The following is a 23552-nucleotide window of genomic DNA, read 5'->3' as shown; positions in this document are numbered from 1 at the left end:
TATCAGTGTAAGTATCTAAGCACAATTAATTACACATCTAAGCCACTACTCCGTCAGGCTTCTGCGGTGGTGAGCAAACAGAGAACTGAAAACTCAAATCCGATCCCTAATAGCTGTATCCCGTCTCCTGTCTCCTGTCTCGACTAGGAAATTAATTTTGCACGACTACTTATTTTTTTAATAGGAACTATCACCTGATGGGCATTTATTACACAATCGCTGCTGTTTTTCTAGGGATGCAATTAGCTGCAGGAGAAAATTTATCAGCGGCGAATCCTGATTTTTTACGTCTGCAAAAAGCTCTAGAAAAACACAATTTCATCGTCAAAATTGCCCCGCCACCAGTGCGAGGAGCCTACGGTTTATTTGATAGTAAAACTAGAATTATTTGGATTCATCCCCTAGTTTTTGACTTAGGTATTGCCCGACCAACATTAATTCATGAAGCTGTCCATGCCGCTCAACTTTGTCATGGAGGCAAAACAGTTAAAGCTCTTAATTTAGCCATAGAACCACCAGCAATGACCAGAAGATTTTTTATGAATTATCAGGGTTTTAGCAGACAAATTGAAGCCGAAGCCTATACTGTTCAAGTTCAGCCCGATGGTCTAGATTTAGTCATTTCTTTACTGCAAAAATATTGTGCTTAGAAAACCTGTCGATAAATCTACCAATCCCGTTCTAATTCTTCGGCCACACGACGATAATCGGCACTGGCTTCTTGGGCATTTTTACCGCGCCAATTGGTAATAGCTACCCCGTCTAAAACGGCTTTTTCGTGGGCCTTATAATTTCTGACAAAAGCATGACAGGCAGGAATACCTAATTCTAATAAAGTATTTTGTGCTTCCAAAGTTTCCTTAAGACTACGGGAATCCACTTTTGTTAACAAAACCCGATAGGCAATTCCTAGGGGTTTAACTGCCGTGCGTACCGTGTCAATTAAAGCCATTAAATCCATCGGTGCGGGAGGAGTCGGTAAAATTAAATAATCTGATTCTGCTATTACTGCCGTCAGTAATTCGGAGCGCAAAGCTGGTGGTGTGTCAATCACGATCAGATCGTACTCGATAATTTGACGCAATTCTCCTAATTTCTCGGTATTAATTTGCTTGGCTAAATCAAATACCATACCCGCTTGATTTCTTTCTACCCACCAAGTGGAGGAACCCTGCGGATCCGCATCCACCAGCAAAACACGCTGATTCTGCCCCCAAATTGCCGCTAAATTAACCGCAGTGGTGGTTTTACCCACACCACCTTTACCGTTGACAACAGCGAGAATTTTCGGGCCATTAGGCTTTAATTGCGAGGTCATTTTCAGTTATCAGTTATCGGTTATTTTAGCTGTCAGGAGACAGGAGACAGGAGGCAGGAGACAGGAGGCAGGAGACAGGAGACAGGAGACAGGAGACAGGAGACAGGAGACAGGAGGCAGGGTGGTCACTGCGTGCGCGTTGCGGGGGGTTTTGGGGTGATAGGGTGTTAGGGTGTTAGGGTGTTGGGGTGTTAGTTGAAATTCCCCCACTTCCCCACTTCCCCACTTCTCACTTCCCGCTCCCCACTGATCACTGAATATAACTAACCAGAAAGTTTTTGATCTAAGATTTGGCTAGTTAATTTAGGATCGGCTTTACCGCCGCTTTTTTTCATGACTTGACCGACAAAAAATCCCTTAAGATTGGTTTTACCCGCCCGGAATTTTTCTAACTCGCTTGGATGGGAGGCGATAATTTCCTCGATCAGTTTTTCGATCGCAGAATTGTCAGAAATTTGTATTAATCCTTTCTTTTCCACCAGCGCTTTTGGTGAACCGCCTTGGCTGAGAAGTTCTGGTAAAATTTCCTTAGCAATTTTGCCACTAATTGTTCCCGTTTCAATCAGTTTAACTAATTCGGCTAAGTCTGACGCTTGCAGGGAAATTTCTGTGATCGTCAGCTTATTATTATTCAAATAAGCGGCGATATCTTGACTGATCCAGTTAGCGACTAATTTCGCATTGGCCCCCGCAATTACAGCAGTTTCAAAATATTCGGCCACGGTGCGATCATCGGTTAAAACCCTGGCATCGTAGGGGGAAAGACCAAATTCTTCTTCATAACGACGACGTTTACGAGCGGGTAATTCCGGTAATTCTTCTGCCCAAGCTTTTAACTGTTCGGGGGAGACTTCCAGGGGGGGTAAATCCGGTTCGGGAAAATAGCGATAATCGCTAGAACCTTCTTTTTTCCGCATACTAATCGTCCGTTGAGTAGCTTCTTCCCAAAGACGGGTTTCCTGTACGATTGGTTCGCCATTTTCGATCGCTTCAATTTGTCGATCGATCTCGTATTCTATGGCTTTTTGGATAGCACTAAAGGAGTTCATATTTTTAATTTCTACCTTAGTCCCGAACTTTTTAGTGCCTTTTTTGCGAACGGAAATATTGACATCGCAGCGCAGGGAACCTTCCTGCATATTACCGTCACTGATGCCGAGATAACGCACTAAACGCCTTAATTCTTGGGCATATTCCGCCGCTTCGGCCCCAGTGCGTAAATCCGGTTCCGAGACGATTTCCAATAATGGTACACCTGTACGATTAAAATCCACGAGGGAATGGGTGGAACCGGAGAGACGTTCGCTGCCAGCATGAACCAGTTTTCCCGCGTCTTCTTCCATGTGCAGACGGGTAATGCCGATAATTTTGCGGCTAACTTCCTTAGTTTTTTTATCGACGATCTCGATTTCTAGTTGACCCTGTTCGACAATAGGGAGATCATACTGGGAAATTTGATAATTTTTCGGCAGGTCGGGATAAAAATACTGTTTGCGATCGAATTTGCTATGAGGTGTGATTTTACCGTCGATAGCTAATCCCAGTTTAACGGCACTGGCCAGGACTTCTTGGTTAAGGACGGGTAATACCCCAGGATAACCCAAACAGACGGGACAGACGTTAGTATTGGGGGGACTATCGAAGTTGGTGGGACAGGAACAAAATATCTTGCTTCTGGTGTTCAGTTGACAGTGGGTTTCTAAACCGATAATTGCTTCGTATTCAGTGGCAGACATATTTTCTCGCTCTCGCCGACACAGGAATGATCTGTTTAATCATTATAGTCGCGATTCTGGAGCATTCCCTCCCTTCATAAAACTTAATACTGTAGTTACTAATTACTTTAGTCACCTTTAATATAGCTCAAAAAAGATAATTGATTCAACCAATGTCCGCCATTATTTTTAATTTTATCAAAGGCATAAGATCAAAGAAGCTTATCGATAATTTTTCACCAATCAACCTAGCCTTTCTAGTATCGACCACCGACCACCGAAAACGAAAACTTCCCACCTCACCGTTAAGATAACCGACATAAATCGTAGCAAAAATTAACTTCTAGAGACGGGATATTTGCTTAGTATAGAAACAGAGAGATTATGTCCAAGAACTGACCCCATAACCGGACAAAAGCAATATAAGCGGCGACAGTGATCATTTTCTAGGCGAGTATTGCCTTAGTAAGTAGGTGGGTGGAATTAAATATAAGATGAACGTAGGTTGGGTTGAAGTATGAAACCCAACGCCCGCATGGGTTACGCTACCGCTAACCCATCCTACAAATAATTGTGCCTCCCTACTTAATTGACGATTTTTACTTTTTACTCAATTTTATGTCTTTAACTCTCTCAGAACAACTCAAACGAGAACAATTATCCTATCCCCAAACTCTCCTCCATCATCTGCAAAGGTTACGGCATTTTGTGACAGTGGAAGGAGAGGAGAAATTGCAGCAGTGGAAAAACCTCATTGAAAAGGAGAATTTTCAACCTAGCACCCGTAATTTAGCCTATTATCTCGCCCTGAGACAAGAAGATATCCGGGATTTACAATTAGCTTTAATGCCCTGGGGATTATCTTCCCTAGGCCGGATTGAATCGAAAGTTTTACCGACTCTCGATGCGGTAATTGCCACTTTAGGGGCGGTTTGTCATCAAGAAGCCTCATTATTACCCAAACATCCCCCTTTAGAGGCATTTTTCCAAGGAGATCAACTTTTAGCCTCCCATAGCGCCGAAGTTTTCGGTCTGCCTTCCCCCCGGCGTCGGGTGCGAATTATGGTGACAATGCCGACGGAAGCGGCAACCGACCCCGATTTTATTGCTCAATTACTGCGTTGCGGGATGGACTGTATTCGCATTAATTGCGCCCATGATGGACCCAAAGAGTGGCAGGGAATGATCGAAAATCTGCGCGAGGCGGTCAAAAACCCCGAAAATTTAGTCAATGGACATACCTGTAAAGTTTATATGGACTTAGCCGGCCCAAAAATCCGTTTAGAACAGATTTTAGCCCCCCAGTCCCAAACCAGACTATATCAAGGGGATTTTCTCCTCTTAACCACCCAACCGCCCCATACTGCCCATCCTCAGTATTTTCAGGCTAATTGTTCCCAACCGGAAATTATTCCCCAAATTCCTGTCGGGGCGAAAGTTTGGATTGATGATGGTCATATTGGGGCTGAAGTTATTGCCATAATGCCGGAAGGTCTTTTACTAAAAATTACCCACGCTAGGGAGAAAGGAGAAAAACTCAAAGCAGATAAAGGCCTAAATTTCCCCGATACCGTCTTAAATATCGATCCTTTGACCGCAAAAGACCGGCAAGATTTAGATTTTATTGCCAAAAATGCCGATATTATCGGTTACTCTTTTGTACAAAAAGCCAGCGATATCGAGACACTACAGCTAGAGTTACAAAGTCGTTTGGGGGATGCTTGGCGACAAAAAGCAATTGTGGCCAAAATAGAAACACCTTTAGCCGTGAAAAATCTACCGGAATTAATCATCCATGCCGCCGGTAAACAACCTTTTGGGGTGATGATTGCTCGGGGTGATTTGGCCGTAGAAATTGGCTATCAAAGACTAGCAGAAATTCAAGAGGAAATTCTCTGGTTATGCGAAGCAGCCCATATTCCAGTAATTTGGGCTACCCAAGTCCTAGAAAATCTGGTCAAGAAAAGTATTCCCTCCCGGGCCGAGATTACCGATGCCGCTATGGCCGAAAGGGCCGAATGTGTCATGCTGAATAAGGGGGAATATATCCGCGAAGCGGTGACAATTCTTGATGATGTTTTACAAAGAATGCAGACCCACCAAGCTAAAAAAACCCCTCAATTACGCGCTCTCCATTCTTGGGTTTAAGCAGTTATCAGTTATCAGTTATCAGGAGTCAGGAGTCAGGAGTCAGGAGTCAGGAGCCGGTCGTCAGGAGATTATTTTTATTTATTCTCCCCAGTTCATAATTCATAATTCATAATTCATAATTACTCACACCTTTTCAACAGGATTGAGAATCAGAGGCAAATTAACGCATATTATTGACCGCACCACTAACCAAACCAGCGCTAACATAGCGACCATAACCATCAAGACGGTTTTGTTGAGCGATTCGGGAGGGATTATTGACGAGATCGGCAACTCCCACACCCATCATCACCACGGAGATAACTGCGATTAAGTAGTTACGGACAAAAGTTGGATTTTGGTGGCTGACTAACATGGTTGTTACCTCTCTTTCCTGTCGATAACCTTAGAATACGAGAGGGTTTGGGGTGATGTCAGTCCCATAATTCCGGGTGACAGAAGTGGAAAAAAGTGGAATCCACAGATAAGCTATGATTTTTTGTCGATTAGAATCGGTAAATAGGGAATCGGGAACAGGAAAAGGGCAATATTCGTCGCTTATATGGTTAAATAATCAGTAAATTGCCTAAAAACTGACATATTCTCCAGAATATGACCCTAGAAACAGCGATTATGACCATAAAATTTTTCTGGCCTTTAGTTTTAGGATTATCTATTGTTATTATTGACAATGGGCAATATTTGAGAGCAGAAACGGTAACTTTGAGCGCCAGTCAACGGCAACAACTGCGATCGCTAGATGCTAAGATTATTTTACCTAACTATATTCCTCCCGGATTTCGGGCCAGCGAGATTAAAATCCTCGCAGAAGAGGGGAATGGATACGCAGTCCTCTTTGAAAATGCCGAGAATAGCTGTTTTTTGGTGGAAGGAATCGAAAACGCCAGGGGCGATGATGGTTTAGAATTAGAGGGAACCCTAGCGCTCAATTCTCCACTATTTGGAGAAGGATACTGGCTCAATTATGGTACACCCAAAGACTCGGAATTAAGGCAACAATTTCCCGAACCCGATTTGTATTCCGATTGGATGAAAATGGGAGAATATTTTTATCGTCTCAGTGGGGCATTAATTGCCCGGGAGGAGTATGATTATCCTAATTGCCGTCAGGATATTTCCCCATCGGAAGCGGTTAAAATAATCGAATCTTTCGGAGATAACAATTAAATTGAATTTATCTACAGTCATTTCTAATCTACAACAAAGAAGCAAGGAGCGGTTAGCTTGGTCTGATTTTTGCTGGTTAGGATTAGTAATAATTTTGGGACTGGTTATTAGGTTAACACAATTAACTAGCAAACCTCCCTGGACGGATGAATTTGCCACTATGGTTTTTAGTATTGGCAATAATTACCAGATAGTGCCGTTAAATCAGATAATTTCCCTCGCCACTTTATTAGCACCTCTCCAGAGCAACCATCAGGCAACTATTGCCGATGTAATTAAATTAGTTATTCAGGAGGACAATCATCCACCTTTATATTTTATTTTCGCCTATCTCTGGAATAAATTATTCTTTGATCGGGGAGAATATGTATCTTTAGCAGGAATGCGATCGCTGGCAGTTTTTTGGGGAGTTATTTCGATTCCTTTAATTTATTTTATCAGTAAATTGGTCTTTAAATCAGGCTCGATCGCTTTTCTAGCGGCGATTTTAATGGCGGTTTCTCCCTACGCGGTTTTTATCTCCCAAGAAGCGCGCCATTATACTTTAGCGGTTGTATTTGTCCTCATATCTTTAGGCTGTTTTCTGAGGGCAAGCAGCAAAATTATCGACCATAAGAGAATATCCCATACTTTGGTTTTTTTCTGGTTAATTGTCAACTGTCTAGGGTTATTAGTCCACTATTTTTTTAGTTTAACTATCCTAGCGGAAGCGATAACTTTATTATGGATTTTATTCAATCAAATCAAACAAAAAAACTTTTGGATAACTAATTGGTGGCGTTTAAGTTTAGTTTTTTTAGGTAACTTGAGCTTTATTATTATTTGGTTTATCACTTTTGTACCCAAAGATTATGGCAATCAGATGACCAGTTGGATTCAGAGAGACAATGATAGTTTTTTGTCCGTAATTAGCCCCTTTTTTCAATTGCTGGGAACATTAATTACTATGCTTTCTCTGCTCCCCGTTGAATCAGAATTTTTAATAATTATCTTGATTTCTGGGGCAATAATGATCGGTTTTTTTCTCTGGATTATCCCACAATTAAAAACAGCATGGCTAGACTCCTATAAACCCGAATTAGGCATTCTCTCGGCATTTGTTCTCAGTTCAATTGCCATTTTCTTTGTCATCACCTATCTGCTTTTGATCGATATTACCCGGGGAGCTAGATATAGTTTTGTTTACTTTCCCTCGGTAATTTTAATTCTAGCAATTTTATTAGATAATTGTTGGCAAAGGAAGCAGAAAAGAATAGTAATTATTGTAATTATCATGGCTTTAGTTAGTTCCCTAAGTGTGACTTTTAATTTAGGCTATCGTAAGTATTATCGCCCAGATAAATTAGTTACCACTATCGAAAATAATAGCCGTTATCCGTTAGTAATTGCCACTAGCTATAGGAGTTTAGTGCAGGTGGGAGAAATGATGGGAATTGCTTGGGAATTCAACCAAAGATTTCCCGACAAAAACCCTAAGTTTCTCTTAGTTAACCCAGAACAAAAGCCAAATTTTAATCTGCCATCTTCTCCCCCTTTTGAATTATGGTTAATTAATTTCCATTCTTCAATAGATTTATCGGACTGTCAACCTTCAGAGTTATCCTCCAATTATGTAACAGGTTATCAATATCAAAAGTTTCTCTGTGGGCGATCGATGGATTATAATAGTAAAGTTAAGTAGGGCTATTAACTATGATTATTTGGGTAAATGAACAGATTGACCCCTGCGGTTTAGTACAAGCTTGTATTGCCTGTCAAGACGAACAAGCGGCAAAAGATTGTCATCAAAGTTGGTTAACCAGTCTTACGGACGAACAAAAACAAGCGGGGTGGATAGCAGTTTTAAGAACCGTAGAATCTTGGGATGATGTACCTGTAAATGCTCTGAAGTTAAGTTATTAACTAGGGTTTGCGGCAAAAAGTTTTTCGTGGGTGTGGGGTGTTTTTAAAGTTGGATGGGGAGTTAATCCCACTATTAACAACGTCAATCGATGACAAAATTTTGGCTGCCAGAGCTTTGAGAGCAAAAACAGGCGAAAAGACACAAGAGGGCAGGTTTTACCCCACCCTTTGGTCTTATTTTAAACGAATTACTAATCGGCGATCGGGTTCCACGCCGCGACTTTCCGTGGTTAAATCGTTTTCTTCCTGAAAAAAGGCATGGATTTGGCGACGTTCTGCCGAAGATAGGGCTTTTAATTCTATTTCCTGTCCTGTTTGCCGCACTTGCGTCGCCGCCTGATTCACCCAGTCGAAAAGTTCTGACTGTCTTTGTTGACGATAGCCATTGATTTCGACAATATAGAACTGATGTTCTGCCGCCTCGACACCAATATTCAGAATCGTATTAGCTAGGGATTGAATCGCATCCAGTCCCTCACCCTTGTTAGCGAGGAGAAGTTCCACTTGTTGGGGACTCAATTGACTGCTATCAATAATTAACCAACAGGAGGAAGGTCCAGTTCCCAATTCCTGCACACCAATCTGGACATCTGCGGGCATGGCCATCAACTTTAGCAGTTTTTCCAGCCATTGTTTAGCTTTCTCGCTATTTTGCTCCCATATACTCATTACGATGTTTTTTCCTTTTTCTTGCTAGAACGTTTTTCAAAGGGGAGAGCATCGCGGGATTTTTCCGTTTTTTCCTGTTCCGCTACCAATTTTTGCAGGTTTTCCGGTAACGGTTCCCGCATCAAAATCACCGTTTGAATAGTTTGGAAGATGTTCGCGGTTAAGATATACATCAATACCCCCGCTGGTAAGGGGAAAAACAGGAACATCATACTAAAAATTATCGGGGTGATTTTATTCACCGTTTGCTGTTGTTGGGCTGCCCCCCCCGAAGGAGCGCCGGCACCGGATAACTCTTGGTTAACATAGATACTAATACCGAAAGCGATCACCATCGCCAAAATATCCCAGTGAATTTCACCATTGGCACCGGTTGCCCCAATTCTTCCCAGGGCCTCAATAAAGAGAAAACCCGTATTAGCGGCAATCCCCGGCACGATAACTTTAATACTGGCATCTCCGGGGGCTAAAGCGACGATGGAACCGTCTTCATTAACTTGCACCAGTTCTTGACCTTTAACCACCTCGTAGGTGGGTTTTAGGTTATTTTCCGGTGCTTCCGTGGCTAATTGGCTTAAAGACTTGCCCTGGTCGTTTTGCAAGTCGATTTTTACCTGTTCTCCCGGAGCGATTTTATTGCCTTGGGGTAAAAAAGCGGTGATGGGATAGTGGAGAGACTCGTCAATATAGACGTTTTGGGGTTTGGTGCCATAGGGTTGGCGCTGCACGAGGGCGATTTGTTCGGTTGGCAGCACTTGTAAATCGACGGTATAGTTAATGTCCGAGAAGGGGGAACCCCGCAGAGTCGCAAATAAAGCCAAAAGAATCGGCATTTGTAATAACAGGGGTAAACAACCGGCTAGGGGATTGCCCAACTCCTGCATTAATTTGCCCATTTCCTCCTGTTGTTTTTGCGGGTCGTTTTTGTAGCGTTGTTGAATTTCTGCCTGTCTTTCCTTCATCAAGGGTTGAGTGATTCGCATTTTTCTCATATTGCGAATCTGGCCGGCGCTGAGGGGAAAGACGGCAAATCTCACCACCAGCGTTAAAGCAATGATGGCGAAACCGTAACTATGCACAATCCGAAAGAAAAAATCTAGGATTGGCAACATGATATTTGTGGAAATAAATCCGACTCCAAAATCCATGGGTTTAATCTATGCCTTCTCGTTTAATGGGGTTCACTTCTAACAAATCTAATTTATCGAATCGCGGCGATCGATTATTTTGTTTTATTGACTTATGATCGATTCTAGGGGACGACCGGTTTTATCGGCGACTCTTTCGGCAATGTAGTCATGAATTTCCCGGAATTTCGGCATCGCGCGCATTTCTAAACGACTTCTATCCTTGAGAGTTACGACAATATCCCCCCAAACACCAATTCCTCTCGGCATTTTTGCCACTTTTGCCACTTCTGAATAGATAATATCTGTGCGATCGCGTCCCATCCAACCCCCAGTGATCGAAATCCGCCGATCGGTTATCTTATATCTTAACCAGATTGCCCGTACTACTGCCCCAACGGTCAAAGGTAAACAAATCACCGTAAATCCTAGCAGGATATTGATGATTAGGTCGCCGATGTGCGGACCGCCTTCATAAAAAGTTTCTTCTTTAATGCCCATGAATTATATTCGCCTTCACTAACAACTGCTTTAATTCTCGCAAAAAATGTTCATAATTGCACTCGATCGCCCCTGGACGGATAATGATTATCCCTCGCCATCCTGCTGCTATTTCTGGCAATAACTGCCGAATTACCGCTCGTATTTGCCTTTTTAGTCGATTACGAACCACCGCTTTTTTACTAACTTTCTTGCTAATCGAGATACCAAAACGACTGGGGCCGGGGGCATCTGGGCAAGAATCCTCTAAACTAATTAAGGTTAAGTGGGAACCGTGATAACGCTTCCCTGTTCCATAGACAGCTTGAAAATCCTGTCGATGTTTTAAGCGATGAATTTGGGGTAGTCCCACGAAAATTAGTCGGTTCCCAGAATAACCTAAACACTTAAACGATAGCGCCCTCTTTTCCGACGAGCTTTAATTACTTTGCGTCCGTTGACGCTACGCATTCTCGCTCTAAATCCAGAAGTGCGCTTCTGTTTGCGCGTGGTTCCTTCTAAAGTACGTTTACTCACTGCTGATTTTTCTCCTTAAGATAGAGTTACTCTATAGATATAAAGACACAATTTTTGATTATAACAAAATTACTAGGAATTGGGAAGCTCATGGTCAAGCTCCGTTTCGGTCGGGACATCTGTAATTGTCTCCCAGTGGCTGAAAAGCGCGAATGGTTAGTCACTAATGGTATTGGGGGTTTTGCCGCGGGAACTGTGGCCGGATTGCTAACTCGCTGTTATCATGGCCTCTTGATCGCTGCTTTGGCTCCACCGACGCAAAGAACGCTTCTTGTGACTAAAATCGATGAATCGGTACAATATAACCAGAAAATTTATCATCTGGCCAGCAATCGCTGGTTAGGTGCTACGATCGAACCGCAAGGCTATATTAATATCGAAAGTTTTCATCTGGAAGGCACAATTCCCGTCTGGACTTTTATCTGCGGGGATGCCTTACTAGAAAAGCGTATCTGGATGGAACAGGGAGAAAATACCACCTATACTCACTATACCTACCGTCGTGGCAATTCTCCCCTAACTCTCAATCTGACTGCTTTTGTCAATTATCGTGATTTTCACGGCAATACCCAGGGTTTTAACTGGCAAATGGCTATTAGTCCCCTGGAAAAAGGAGTCAGAGTGATTGCATATAACCATGCTGTACCTTTTTATCTATTAATCAGTCAGGGAGAGGTTTTTCCCGCTCATATCTGGTATTATCGCTTTGATTTGGCCGTGGAACGTTATCGGGGTTTAATCGATCGAGAAAATCATCTCCATGGGGCTAGTTTTTCGGCTACTCTTAAAGTGGGAGAATCGGTGACAATTGCCGCTAGTACCCGTCCCGATCCGAATTTAGACGGTCAATCTTCTCTAGAGTCTCGCTATCGCTACGAAAATAGTCTGATTAATCCCCAGCAGCCTGAATGGATTCAACAACTTACCCTCGCTGCCGACCAGTTTATCGTTAGTCGTCCTCTCCGGGATCAACCGGAGGGCAAAACGATAATCGCGGGTTATCCTTGGTTTGGTGATTGGGGTCGCGATACGATGATCTCCCTAAGAGGATTAACTTTGACTACAGGCAGATCTGCGATCGCCCGTCAGATTTTACTAACTTTTTCCCGTTATCTAGACCAGGGTTTATTGCCGAATTTACTGCCCGATGGGGGAGAAATGCCCGAATATAACGCTGTCGATGCTATTCTTTGGTATTTTGAAGCCATTCGTTCCTATTTTAACCAAAGCCAAGATTTTGAGTTTCTCAGAACTATTTATCCCGCTTTAAAGGAAGTGATCGCTTGGTTTCGTCGCGGTACTCGCTACAATATTCACCTAGATGACGATGGTTTGATCTATGCCGGCGAAGCGGGAGTACAATTGACTTGGATGGATGCCAAAGTTGATGATCTGGTGATTACTCCCCGCATCGGCAAACCCGTAGAAATTAATGCCCTTTGGTTCAATGCCCTCAAAATAATGGTTCAATTTGCCCATTATTTGGGCATGGATGCCACTGATTACGAAAAAATGAGAAAAATGACCCTAAAAGGGTTCTCTCGCTTCTGGGATGATTCTCTGGGGTATTGTTACGATGTTTTGGATACGGAAAAGGGGAATGATGCCAGTTTACGACCGAATCAACTTTTTGCCGTGTCTTTGTCGGTGGAGGAGTTATTAAATTCCCCACAGAAAAGGGCTATTGTCGATATTTGTGCTTTAAAATTGTTGACTTCTCGCGGTTTGCGATCGCTGGCTGCCGATCATCCCGATTACCGTGGCGTTTACAGTGGCGATCGCTTAAAAAGAGATAGTACCTACCATCAGGGGACAGTCTGGGGATGGTTATTAGGGGCATTTATCGAGGCCCATCTAAAAGTCTATCGCGATCCCATCCTAGCTGAGAGTTTTTTAACACCGATGATCGACCATCTTCGGGATAGCTGTATCGGTAATTTAAGTGAAATTTTCGATGGTAATGCCCCTTTTACCCCCAGGGGTGCTTTTGCCCAAGCATGGACGGTGGCAGAGGTATTAAGAGTTTGGCAAGCGATCCGAGAATTTCGGCCATAATCCTTTAAAATAAGCAATGGTTAGGTGTGTTAGGCCCCCCAAAGGACCGACCCTAAAAACCTCAGTTAGACCGTTAAAGACAAAACTCTCATGGAGAAACCGCAAGTTATTTTTCTCGATGCTGTGGGGACCATTTTTGGGGTAAAAGGCAGTGTCGGAGCAATTTATAGTCAAATAGCGGCGGATTTTGGGGTAGAGGTGGCGGCCGAGCCTATAGAACAGTCTTTCTCGGCTATTTTCCCCACTGCTCCCCCCTTAGCTTTTCCTGAGGTTGAACCGGCACAAATTCCCGAGTTAGAGTATCGCTGGTGGCGATCGCTGACTGGGGCGGTTTTTAATAATTTAGGTTATCTGGAACGATTTCCCGATTTTGAGGCTTTTTTTGGCGAACTTTACCGTCATTTTGCCACGGCCGAGCCTTGGGTGCTGTACGAGGATGTCATTCCCGCTTTAAGACTCTGGCAGATTCAGGGGATCGAGTTGGGCATTATTTCTAATTTTGATAGTCGTATCTACCAAGTTTTGGCCGAATTAGGCTTAGAATATTTTTTTCGATCGATCACGATTTCTTCCCATGCAGGAGCAGCTAAACCCGATGCTGAAATTTTTCAAATCGCCCTGCAAAAACATGATTGTTCCCCCGCACAAGCTTGGCATATTGGCGATAGTAAAAAAGAGGATTACCAAGGAGCAAAAGCCTTGGGTATAGAAGCGTTTTTAATTAAAAGATCAATAGGGCCTGCTGAATAAATCTAAAAACCTTGTGGGATAATATCTTTGGCTCTTATGGGTAAAATCCTACAACCCACACCCTGCCCCCACGAAAAACTTTTTCAGCAAACTTTAGGTCAAGAGAGAAAAAGTCTTTCAGTGGGAATAGGGGATAGGGAGGGAATACATACCCTACCAGCTAATACCTAACCCTCAAACTGCTTTAATCCCCATCGGGATTTTAGACTGATTCCTGGGATGGGATGGCAGTCGCTTCTGACTGAGCAGCGTTAGGATCTGTCTCTTTGGGGGCGGCCACTTTTACCAAAGCATGACGCAAAACATCTTCTCCGAGAGTGTATCCTCGCACTAGCTGCTCGACCACCGTGCCTTCGGGATGTTCATCGGTGTACTCCCGCATCATCGCTTCGTGGTAGGTGGGATCAAAGGGTTGACCTTCCGGACGCATGGGGGAAACGCCTAAACGCTTGAGACTCTCTACTAAGATTTTATAGACCCCTTGGTAACTCTTGTGAATACCCATCTCGCCATCATTAGCCGGTTTAATTTGAGTACGGGCGCGCTCAAAATTATCCACCACGCCAAGAATTTCCATCAGGGTTTTGCCCTTGATTTTTGTTTCCAGTTCCTCTTTTTCCTTGGCTGTGCGTTTGCGAAAATTGTCGAACTCGGCTGCTAGAGTGATATAGCGTTTCTTGTAGGCATCAACCTGTTGGGTTTGTTCCTCTAACTGCTGTTTGAGAGTATCAATTTCCTCTTGTAGAGTATCGATAGTCATTCCGCCTAGAAAGGAAAATTCCTCGCTAGAGGCGGCCTGATCCGTCACAGTTTTGGCTTCATCGGTGACACTGGCTTCCGATTCGGTGGTCAGGGATTCGGGGGAATTAGGAAAGGATTCTTGGTTTTCGTCGAAAATTACTGAGGTATTTGGTTCTGCACTCATAGTAGACAATTTTATTGGGTAATTTGGCAATATATGACCATTTACTGCTAATTTTGGTCTTTAAGTACCAGCTAATAATCAAGGTTTAACCCTTAATGTAACATTTTGTGGACAAGATGCGTAACTAGATATGAGCGACCCCGATAGATAATCGGTGATCTAGAAAAATTTTTGCTAGAATGCAATTTTACCAGTAAAATTGGGAACATTTAAGGGTAGTGGAGAGGTTAAGAATCGTCTATGACATTTTCTTCCAAGAAAACCCGTGCCGTTGCCCTACGCAATTACTTTTCCCCCTTTGGTAACAAGTTGGTGCAGTCGGGATATATCGGTGCCGACCAAATGCAACAAGCCCTAGTGGAAACACGGAAATCGGGACGATCGCTAGTAGAAATATTACAACAACTAACTGGGCGCCCTTTGCCCCCGGATTTGCAGCGACAGTACAAGAAAAATCAGTTATTTGAATTAAAAATTCTCTACGGAGTCGAATCGATCGACCCCGAATTAAGCGATGTGGATGGACTGGAAATAGCCCGATTGATCGATTCTTTGATTCCGATCGATCTTTGTCGTCGCTATCGTCTCATCCCCCTGCGAAAGATCGAAGGAGAGCCGGCTGCGATTTTGATAGCCATGGTCGATCCCGACAACCTCGAGGCTTCCGACGATATTAATCGTATTCTCCGCCCCAGGGAGTTAGGTTTACAGCGTTTGGTGATTACTAGCGAAGATTATGAAAGATTACTGGAAAAATTCCACTCGGCTCAATCGGAATTAGAACAGGAAAAAGCCCGACTGCAAAAAGAAAAAGAACTAGAAAAACTCTCGGATCTCACTGGTATTGTCAGCAATATTGAGGTGGCCTCTGGTGCGGCTAACGATGAAGTGGCCGATGATCTCGGAGAAGGGGAAGCTAATCAAGCTCCCGTCATCAACCTCGTCAATAAAATTATAGCTAAAGCCCTACAGGAAGGGACTTCCGATATTCACATCGAACCCCAAGAAGAATTCCTGAAAATTCGCTTTCGCAAAGATGGAGTTCTTCATCAAGCTTTTGAGCCACTGCCGAAAAGAATTACCCCGGCGGTTACAGCCCGTCTTAAAATCATGGCCGAGCTCGATATCGCCGAACGTCGTCTTCCCCAAGATGGTAAAATTCGGCGGATGTATCAAGGGCGGAAAGTGGATTTTCGGGTTAATACCCTGCCCAGTCGCTACGGGGAAAAAGTCTGTTTACGGATTCTCGATAACTCGGCCACCCAGTTGGGTTTAGATAAACTGATCACCGATCAAAAGACCCTGCAAATCGTCCGAGACATGGCCAGTCGTCCCTTTGGTCTGTTGCTGGTGACAGGCCCGACCGGTTCGGGGAAATCCACCACTTTATACTCGGTGTTAGCGGAAAGAAATCACCCCGGGGTCAATATTAGTACGGCCGAAGATCCGATCGAATATTCTCTACCAGGCATCACCCAGGTGCAGGTAATTCGCGAAAAAGGCATGGATTTCGCCTCGATTCTGCGGGCATTCATGCGACAAGACCCGGATGTGATTCTGGTGGGAGAAACTAGGGACAAGGAAACGGCCAAAACAGCGATCGAGGCCGCCCTAACCGGTCACTTGGTCCTAACTACCCTACACACCAACGATGCCGCAGGTGCGATCGCTCGTCTCGATGAGATGGGGGTTGAACCGTTTATGATTTCTGGTTCTCTCTTGGGAGTCTTGGCCCAGCGTCTCGTGCGGCGCGTCTGTAGCCAGTGTCGAGTCGCCTATCACCCCAGTCAAGAGGAATTAGCCCGTTTTGGTCTTTCCGCCGCCAATGAACGGGAAGTGACCTTTTATAAGGCTAATACCCTCACCCTTGAGGAAATTCAACAGGCGCGAAAACAGGGCAATCTCTGCCTTAAGTGTAGCGGCAGCGGTTATAAAGGTCGCATTGGTGTCTATGAGGTAATGCAGAATAGTGAACGACTACAGCAGTTAATTAACCAAGGGGCAACCACCGATCGCATTAAGGAGACGGCCGTCGATGAGGGCATGGTGACACTCCTAGCCTATAGTTTAAATCTGGTGCGCGAGGGTTACACCACCCTCGAAGAAGTGGAACGGGTGACATTTACCGATTCCGGTCTGGAAGCGGAACTAAAAGCCAAACGGAAAAGCGGTTTAATCTGTCGTGGTTGTCGCGCCGAACTACAACCAGAATGGCTCGATTGTCCCTATTGTATGACACCGCGATTTAGTGATTAAGACAGTTTTTCAGTTATCAGTTATGAGATTTGAGTTTTAAGTAAGGAGTATTAAGTGAGTAGTCTTAAATAGCACTTTCCCAATGTCTTTTCACTGGTTACTGTTCACTGATTTTACCTTAGAGATGGGGTTTAACTTATGGAATTAATGATCGAAGATTTAATGGAACAATTGGTCGAGATGGGCGGTTCCGATATGCACATTCAGTCTGGGGCGCCGGTCTATTTTCGCATTAGTGGCAAACTGTCCCCGATTAATGAAGAATCTTTAACCCCGCAAGATTGTCAGAAATTGATTTTTAGTATGCTCAATAATACCCAAAGAAAAGAGTTAGAGCAGAATTGGGAATTAGACTGTTCCTACGGGGTGAAAGGATTAGCAAGATTTAGGGTCAATGTTTATAAAGAAAGGGGTGCTTATGCAGCTTGTTTACGGGCTTTGTCCTCTAAAATTCCTAACTTTGAACAATTAAATTTACCTAGAGTAGTACGGGAGTTATCGGAAAGACCGCGGGGATTAATTCTCGTAACTGGCCAAACAGGTTCGGGTAAAACTACCACTTTAGCGGCAATTTTAGACTTAATTAATCGGACTAGGTCTGAACATATTTTAACGGTAGAAGACCCAATTGAATACGTTTTTCCTAATATAAAAAGTCTGTTTCACCAACGACAAAAAGGAGAAGATACCAAGAGTTTTGCTAACGCTTTAAGAGCATCTTTACGGGAAGATCCTGATATTATCCTTGTGGGAGAAATGCGGGATTTAGAAACAATTAGTTTGGCAATCACGGCGGCAGAAACTGGTCACTTAGTCTTCGGAACCCTACACACTAGCTCGGCAGCGGGAACAGTGGATCGGATTATTGACGTTTTTCCTGCTAACCAACAGGCACAAATTCGCGCCATGTTATCCAATTCTTTACTAGCAGTTTTTAGTCAAAACCTAGTCAAGAAAAAAAATCCTAAACCGGGGGAATTTGGTCGGGCAATGGTACAGGAAATCATGGTGGTAACTCCAGCGATCGCTAATCTAATTCGGGAAGGAAAAGCCCCCCAAGTCTATTCAGCAATTCAAACGGGAATGAAGTTAGGAATGCAAACCATGGAACAGGGATTAGCTAATTTAGTTGTTAGGGGTGTTGTCTCTTTGGAAGAGGCCATTTCTAAAAGCGGTAAACCCGATGAATTACAACGTCTTATCGCCGGGGCCAGCGCTAACGCTAAAGCCCGGATTTAATCCTAAATCCTGTTTAAAAGGTATAGGAGAGTGGGAAGTTTTTTGCTGTAAACAGTGAACTGATAACTGATAACTGATAACTGATAACTGATAACTGATAACTGATAACTGATTTGTTCTATGCCTACTTTTGTCGCACAAGTTAAAAGCGGCTCTGGAAAAGTTTTCCAAGAGAAAGTTGAAGCTATGTCTCCCGAACAGGCCCGGACGATGCTGAAGGCGAAATATGCCGCCGTCGGTAAAGTCAAAAAAGTGGGGGGAGAGATCGATCTTTCCGGTTTACAGTTGATGTTTGCCAGCATTTCCATCAAAGATAAAGCGGTTTTTTCCCGTCAATTTTCGGTAATGATTAATGCTGGTGTGGCGATTGTGAGATGTTTGGGAGTTTTGGGGGATCAATGCGGTAATCCCAAGATGAAAAAAGCCCTACAAGCGATTAGTGCTGAGGTACAGCAAGGGACTCCGTTATCGGAAGCGATGGCCAAACATCCCGAATGTTTTGATGAACTTTATGTCAGTATGATCGAAGCTGGAGAGACGGGGGGGGTACTCGATGAAGTGCTGAACCGTCTCTCGAAACTTTTGGAAGATATGGCCCGCTTGAAAAACCAGATTAAATCAGCGATGACTTATCCAGTAGCGGTGGGAATTTTGGCGGTAGTTGTGTTTTTCGGGATGACGATATTTTTAATTCCCGTCTTTGCGAAAATTTTCACCGATTTAAAGGTGGAACTACCGGCTTTAACGCAATTTATGCTCTTTTTAAGTGGTGTGATGCGTAGTTGGTTGATTTTAATTCCGATTGTCACCATTGTTGCCACGGTTTTTTTACTGCGTCGCTATTACAAAACCCCGATGGGTCGTCTGCAAATTGACCATTTTTTCCTTAAAATGCCTCTTTTTGGTGATTTGAATGAAAAGTCGGCTGTGGCTAGATTTTGCCGGGTTTTTGGGACTCTGACGCGTTCTGGTGTCCCAATTTTAAGTTCCCTCGACATCGTTTGTAATACGGTGGGTAATCAGGTAATTGCCAATGCGATCGCCGGTGCCAAGGCGGAAATTCAGCAGGGGGGAATGATGAGTTTGGCCCTACAAAAAGCCAATGTTTTCCCACCTTTGGCAATTCAAATGATTAGTATTGGGGAGGAAACGGGAGAATTAGATGCCATGATGATGAAAGTGGCGGATTTCTACGAAGATGAGGTGGAACAGGCCGTTAAAGCTTTAACCAGTATCATTGAACCCTTGATGATGGTTGGTGTTGCGGGGATGGTGGGAATTATTCTTTTGTCTATGTACTTGCCCATGTTTAAAATCTTCGATGCGTTGGGATAAGTTGAGCAGTGATCAGTGATCAGTGACTATTGCCGGTAGCTGGAAATCAGCAAGATTTGAATTTTCATCTCCTTTTATTTGATTAGGTGAATCTGTGTCTTACGAAACTTTATTAGCGGAATATAGCTGTCGTGAGGGGGCGATCGAATTATTGCGACAATATCGCCCCTATTTAGAGTTAATTCCTAGTATGCGTCGTCCTGAAGAGAGTTTAATTACTATTCCCTTGCCCTTGGTCAGAATTCGTCCATCTTCTGCCCTTGAATCTAGAAAGACGGTACAATTAGCTTGTGATTTGGCGATTCTGATGTGTGATCCGGAATGGAAAATTAAATTAGGTTCAGAAATCCTGATTTTTATCCATCGTCCGGGGGAAGATTTTTCTGATTTGTTGAAACGCTGGCGCGAAACCCAAATATGTTTAGATAAAGAATATGAATGGTTAATGCCCCCCAGAGAACAACATATGTTTAGTGAAGGTGCAGAAACAATTCATCCTTTATTTGTGGTTTTTGATCAAACGGCCGAGAGAATAAAAAAGGGTTTAAGAGGGGCTTTTTTACCGATGGTTGTTCAAAATTATCGGCCAGCTTTGATTGATGATTCCTTAGAATTAGTCGATCAAGATTAGCTGACTCTCTTAAGTAGGGTCTGCTGAAAAAGTTTTTCGTGGGGACAGGGTGTGGGGTGTGGGGTGTAGGGTTTTAGCGATTTTGAGGGGGTCAATTACCTAATTTTCAGGGAAAAAGTCCAGTAATTTTCCCCCCGATCACTCCCAGATCTGGTACTTTTTGATTGACAAAAAGTCTAAAAGTCTTACCCAACAAGGTTTTTAGATTTATTCAGCCAACCCTACTTAGTTTAGTATAAAGGGAACAGTTGACGATGGTTAAGCGCCTAAAATCAAGCGCTGACGATGAAAATTCAGCAGCGAAAGTTCTTGGCCAGAAACCCTTTCTAACATCTCGACGATATGATCGGGCTGTAGTAAAGTGCCATCATTGCGACAACTGCCCACATAGCACAAAACGGCTTGTTTGTCAACAGTTTTTAACTCTAATTCATATAATTGTTCTCGCAGATTAATCGTGACTTTTTTGCCGGATTTGGTGGTTTTTTCCCGTTCCATCACCGTTGCTTGTTTAATCGCCTCGATCCAATTTTGCCATTGTTGGCAGTCAATTCCCTCACTGTTAAAAGTGAGCAAATACGCAGCTTTTTCTAACAAACGGGTGGCAGCGGGAGCATTTAAGGGAATTTCTTCCACCTGATACACTGGTAAATCTGCGGGCAATTGTGCGCTTAATTGCTGTTTAAACCTCTCTAAATCCATCACTTTTGTCAATTCAAAATCGACAATCTCACCGCTACTGGTTGCTCCCAAGGATAAAGCATTGGCGATCGAAATGCGCGGACCAGGGTGAAATCCACCGGTAAAGGAAATGGGAATAGCAGCGCGACGGACGACGCGATCAAATAAACGCACCAGATCCAAGTGGCTAACTAAGGCCATTTCGCCAATTTTGCCAAACCAAACCCGAATTCTTTGGGCGCGTTCTTGATTGGGTTGAAAATGTCCAGCAAAAGCGGGAATCGGGGGCGCTTCAATGACGATATTATGACCAAAATCGAGGCTACAAACGCCACAATGGGAACAACCCTCAAAAGAACAATCGGGGACTGTTGCCGCGTCTAGGGCGCGTTTTAAGTCCTCCTGTAGCCATTTTTTATCGATACCGGTATCCAGATGATCCCAGGGCAGAGGACGCTCTAAAATATCTTTGTCTGCATCGGCAAAAATATGCCATTCTCCCTGTTCTATCTGACGATATTTCCAAGTTAAACCGGATTCTTCGATCGCCTGTGACCATGCTTGATAGGCTTTTTCCGTATTATCCCACCAAGCATCCATCCCGGCTCCCAATTGCCAAGCGCGCAGCACCACTTTCCCTAAACTTCTGTCACCGCGACCGATAAAATCTTCCATAGCCGAGATGCGGACATCGGTATAATTGACTTTTACCCCTCTCATGCCTTGGAATTCCTGTCTTAATAACTCCTGTTTGCGGATAAATTCGGCCGTCGAGACGGAATGCCACTGGAAGGGGGTATGGGGTTTAGGGGTAAAATTCGAGATAGTTAGGGTAAAATCGAGGGGTTTCCGCTTCGGTAAACGACATTCCCGACGCAACCAACGCAGGGTTTCCGCGATACCGATGACATCCACATCGGTTTCCCCTGGCAAACCGATCATAAAATAGAGTTTGACCTTATCCCAACCCTGTTCGACAGCAGTTTTTATCCCTCTGAGTAGTTCTTCGTTGGTTAACCCTTTGTTAATCACATCGCGCATTCGTTGGGTTCCCGCTTCCGGTGCAAAGGTCAAACCCGATTGACGATTGCCCCCAATTATGTTAGCAATATTTTCGTCAAAGCGATCGACTCTTTGACTGGGTAAGGATAGAGATATATTCTCATTCTGGAGACGGTTTTTAATCTCCATACCCACGGCAGGTAAAGCTAGATAATCGGAGCAACTGAGAGATAATAAGGAAAATTCATTATATCCCGTCGCTCGCATTCCTTTTTCAATCGATTCGATGACTGCTTCTGGTTGCACATCCCGCGCAGGACGGGTTAACATCCCCGGTTGACAAAAACGACATCCCCGAGTGCAACCGCGACGAATTTCCACCACCAGGCGATCGTGAACCGTTTCCACGAAGGGAACTAAACCGATAGAATAGGCTGGGATAGGAGTAGCTACCCGGCGTAAAATTCTTTGCGGTACATCGTCACGATTGGGGATAACTGCACCGATTGGGGTGACATCGTAGAAACGGGGGACATATACCCCCGGAATTTGGGCTAAATCTAGTAATAGTTCTTCTTTGCTTAGATTAGCTAGTTTACCTTCTTCTAAAATTAAACCGATTTCTGGCAATAATTCTTCGCCATCACCGAGGGCGATAAAATCAAAAAAGTCGGCGTAGGGTTCGGGGTTAGAGGTGGCAGTTTGTCCCCCGGCAAAAATTAGCGGATAGTTACCTGAGTCTCTTGCTCTCCAAGTCAAGGGAATTGCCGCTAGGTCGAGCATTTCTAAAATATTGGTGGCTCCTAGCTCATAACTGAGACTAAAACCCAGAATATCAAAATCGGTGAGGCAACGACGGGATTCTAGGGCAAATAGGGGGGTTTTTGTCTGTTTGAGTTTTTGGGCTAAATCCGGTGCGGGTAAATAAGTGCGATCGCAGAGTTGGCGGGGTTGAGCATTGAGGATATTGTAGAGGATAATATGGCCGAGGTTAGATGCCCCCACTTCGTACACTTCCGGATAGGTTAACACCCAACGAACCACAGCACTTGCCCATTCTTTATGTTTAGCACCTAACTCGTTGCCCAAATAACGCGCCGGTCGAAAAATGTCGGGGGTGAGCAGTTGGTCTAAAGCAATAGTCACGGCAATCTACCTCAGATATCGTCAGCAATGGGTGCTTTTCTACTATAGCAGCCAGAATCGAGTCAGTATTCAGGAGTCGGGAGACAGGAGACTCCGAGACAGGAGACTCCGAGACAGGAGACTCCGAGATAGGAGACAGGAGATAGGGTTTTGGGGTGATAGGGTTTTGGGGTGATAGGGTGATGAGACAGCTTCCCCACTTCCCTATCTACCCCACTTCCCCACTTCCCCACTTCCCCACTTCCCCACACCCCACACCCCACACCCCACACCCCACTTCCCCACTTCCCTATCTACCCCACTTCCCCATCTCCCTAAAATTCCAGAGGCTATAAGATAATTAAGGCTTGCTGAATAAATCTAAAAACCTTGTTGGATAAGACTTTTGGACTTTTTTCCCCTCAAAAAGTACCAGATATGGGAGTGATCAGGGGGAAATTCAGGGACTTTTTCCCTGAAAATTAGG

Annotated in this window: 23 protein-coding genes; 13 read left to right on the top strand and 10 right to left on the bottom strand. The window is 44.0% G+C overall.

Annotated features, from left to right (window positions below; translation table 11 throughout):
• Window positions 1-197: 197 nt before the first annotated feature.
• Window positions 198-650: a DUF8637 domain-containing protein gene (locus tag O9290_RS08955; RefSeq protein WP_288056079.1), complete on the top strand. Its 453-nt coding sequence runs from the start codon at window positions 198-200 to the stop codon at window positions 648-650.
• Window positions 651-667: 17 nt separating this feature from the next.
• On the opposite strand, the gene O9290_RS08950 is transcribed toward O9290_RS08955, so the two are convergent.
• Together O9290_RS08950 and gatB are read right to left on the bottom strand one after the other, a co-directional pair.
• Window positions 668-1318, bottom strand: coding sequence for a ParA family protein (locus tag O9290_RS08950; protein ID WP_052275786.1), 651 nt, complete (start codon window positions 1316-1318; stop codon window positions 668-670).
• 263 nt (window positions 1319-1581) lie between these two features.
• Window positions 1582-3054 (bottom strand): Asp-tRNA(Asn)/Glu-tRNA(Gln) amidotransferase subunit GatB, encoded by a 1473-nt coding sequence (gene gatB / locus O9290_RS08945; RefSeq protein WP_288056081.1) that lies wholly within the window; start codon window positions 3052-3054, stop codon window positions 1582-1584.
• A gap of 597 nt (window positions 3055-3651) precedes the next feature.
• On the opposite strand from gatB, the gene O9290_RS08940 reads away from it, so the two are divergent.
• Window positions 3652-5181, top strand: a complete 1530-nt coding sequence (locus O9290_RS08940; RefSeq protein WP_288056083.1) for a pyruvate kinase — start codon at window positions 3652-3654, stop codon at window positions 5179-5181.
• 163 nt (window positions 5182-5344) lie between these two features.
• On the opposite strand, the gene O9290_RS08935 is transcribed toward O9290_RS08940, so the two are convergent.
• The gene (locus O9290_RS08935; protein ID WP_002738625.1) at window positions 5345-5539 is read right to left on the bottom strand and encodes a hypothetical protein; all 195 of its coding nucleotides are present in this window, start codon (window positions 5537-5539) and stop codon (window positions 5345-5347) included.
• A 236-nt stretch (window positions 5540-5775) separates the two neighbouring features.
• Between O9290_RS08935 and O9290_RS08930 the strand changes: the two genes are divergently transcribed.
• From O9290_RS08930 to O9290_RS08920, 3 genes are read left to right on the top strand one after another with little or no spacing between them, the layout of a single operon-like run.
• Window positions 5776-6351: a hypothetical protein gene (locus tag O9290_RS08930; protein WP_041803666.1), complete on the top strand. Its 576-nt coding sequence runs from the start codon at window positions 5776-5778 to the stop codon at window positions 6349-6351.
• Window position 6352: 1 nt separating this feature from the next.
• Window positions 6353-8032 (top strand): glycosyltransferase family 39 protein, encoded by a 1680-nt coding sequence (locus O9290_RS08925; RefSeq protein WP_288056086.1) that lies wholly within the window; start codon window positions 6353-6355, stop codon window positions 8030-8032.
• An 11-nt stretch (window positions 8033-8043) separates the two neighbouring features.
• Window positions 8044-8253: a hypothetical protein gene (locus O9290_RS08920; RefSeq protein WP_002801820.1), complete on the top strand. Its 210-nt coding sequence runs from the start codon at window positions 8044-8046 to the stop codon at window positions 8251-8253.
• A 174-nt stretch (window positions 8254-8427) separates the two neighbouring features.
• Here O9290_RS08920 and O9290_RS08915 read toward each other — a convergent pair whose 3' ends face one another.
• The 5 genes from O9290_RS08915 to rpmH form a co-directional block, all read right to left on the bottom strand.
• Complete coding sequence (locus O9290_RS08915; RefSeq protein ID WP_147069144.1) at window positions 8428-8922, bottom strand: Jag family protein; 495 nt, start codon at window positions 8920-8922, stop codon at window positions 8428-8430.
• Window positions 8922-10070 carry a membrane protein insertase YidC gene (gene yidC, locus O9290_RS08910; protein ID WP_288056090.1) on the bottom strand — a complete coding sequence of 383 codons (1149 nt, stop codon included), beginning with the start codon at window positions 10068-10070 and terminating at the stop codon, window positions 8922-8924. The genes O9290_RS08915 and yidC overlap by 1 nt, the downstream gene beginning before the upstream one ends.
• 84 nt (window positions 10071-10154) lie before the next feature.
• A complete protein-coding gene (locus tag O9290_RS08905; RefSeq protein WP_002784373.1) occupies window positions 10155-10550 on the bottom strand; it encodes a PH domain-containing protein in 396 nt (131 codons plus the stop codon).
• Window positions 10540-10902 carry a ribonuclease P protein component gene (gene rnpA / locus O9290_RS08900; protein WP_002763101.1) on the bottom strand — a complete coding sequence of 121 codons (363 nt, stop codon included), beginning with the start codon at window positions 10900-10902 and terminating at the stop codon, window positions 10540-10542. The genes O9290_RS08905 and rnpA overlap by 11 nt, the downstream gene beginning before the upstream one ends.
• Before the next feature lie 26 nt (window positions 10903-10928).
• The gene (rpmH, locus tag O9290_RS08895; RefSeq protein WP_002739276.1) at window positions 10929-11066 is read right to left on the bottom strand and encodes a 50S ribosomal protein L34; all 138 of its coding nucleotides are present in this window, start codon (window positions 11064-11066) and stop codon (window positions 10929-10931) included.
• Window positions 11067-11156: 90 nt separating this feature from the next.
• Here rpmH and O9290_RS08890 point away from each other — a divergent pair, with 90 nt between their 5' ends.
• From O9290_RS08890 to O9290_RS08880, 3 genes are all read left to right on the top strand, one after another.
• The gene (locus tag O9290_RS08890) at window positions 11157-13121 is read left to right on the top strand and encodes an amylo-alpha-1,6-glucosidase (RefSeq protein WP_288058452.1); all 1965 of its coding nucleotides are present in this window, start codon (window positions 11157-11159) and stop codon (window positions 13119-13121) included.
• Between the two features lie 90 nt (window positions 13122-13211).
• Window positions 13212-13871, top strand: a complete 660-nt coding sequence (locus tag O9290_RS08885; protein ID WP_002763105.1) for an HAD-IA family hydrolase — start codon at window positions 13212-13214, stop codon at window positions 13869-13871.
• 36 nt (window positions 13872-13907) lie between these two features.
• The gene (locus O9290_RS08880; RefSeq protein WP_002763108.1) at window positions 13908-14042 is read left to right on the top strand and encodes a hypothetical protein; all 135 of its coding nucleotides are present in this window, start codon (window positions 13908-13910) and stop codon (window positions 14040-14042) included.
• Window positions 14043-14073: 31 nt separating this feature from the next.
• Here O9290_RS08880 and grpE read toward each other — a convergent pair whose 3' ends face one another.
• Complete coding sequence (gene grpE / locus O9290_RS08875; protein WP_002763110.1) at window positions 14074-14796, bottom strand: nucleotide exchange factor GrpE; 723 nt, start codon at window positions 14794-14796, stop codon at window positions 14074-14076.
• A gap of 240 nt (window positions 14797-15036) precedes the next feature.
• Here grpE and O9290_RS08870 point away from each other — a divergent pair, with 240 nt between their 5' ends.
• The 4 genes from O9290_RS08870 to O9290_RS08855 all read left to right on the top strand — a co-directional run bounded on the left by O9290_RS08870 (window position 15037) and on the right by O9290_RS08855 (window position 20257).
• Complete coding sequence (locus O9290_RS08870; protein ID WP_002763111.1) at window positions 15037-17052, top strand: GspE/PulE family protein; 2016 nt, start codon at window positions 15037-15039, stop codon at window positions 17050-17052.
• Between the two features lie 138 nt (window positions 17053-17190).
• Window positions 17191-18291, top strand: a complete 1101-nt coding sequence (locus O9290_RS08865; protein ID WP_061432558.1) for a type IV pilus twitching motility protein PilT — start codon at window positions 17191-17193, stop codon at window positions 18289-18291.
• A 120-nt stretch (window positions 18292-18411) separates the two neighbouring features.
• Entirely contained in the window at window positions 18412-19626 is a 1215-nt protein-coding gene (locus O9290_RS08860; RefSeq protein ID WP_288026567.1) for a type II secretion system F family protein, read from the top strand.
• A 94-nt stretch (window positions 19627-19720) separates the two neighbouring features.
• Window positions 19721-20257, top strand: a complete 537-nt coding sequence (locus O9290_RS08855; protein WP_288026565.1) for a hypothetical protein — start codon at window positions 19721-19723, stop codon at window positions 20255-20257.
• A 258-nt stretch (window positions 20258-20515) separates the two neighbouring features.
• Here the strand turns inward: O9290_RS08855 and O9290_RS08850 are convergent, their stop codons facing one another.
• Window positions 20516-23086, bottom strand: coding sequence for a TIGR03960 family B12-binding radical SAM protein (locus O9290_RS08850; protein ID WP_288026563.1), 2571 nt, complete (start codon window positions 23084-23086; stop codon window positions 20516-20518).
• A 182-nt stretch (window positions 23087-23268) separates the two neighbouring features.
• Between O9290_RS08850 and O9290_RS08845 the strand changes: the two genes are divergently transcribed.
• Window positions 23269-23421, top strand: coding sequence for a hypothetical protein (locus O9290_RS08845; protein WP_288058454.1), 153 nt, complete (start codon window positions 23269-23271; stop codon window positions 23419-23421).
• The last annotated feature ends 131 nt before the right edge of the window (window positions 23422-23552 follow it).

Source organism: Microcystis sp. LE19-41.2A, assembly GCF_027530405.1.
GTDB classification, from domain to species: domain Bacteria; phylum Cyanobacteriota; class Cyanobacteriia; order Cyanobacteriales; family Microcystaceae; genus Microcystis; species Microcystis aeruginosa.
Note: the sequence above shows the minus strand (reverse complement) of the source record. Positions and strands in the feature narration are given on the sequence as shown.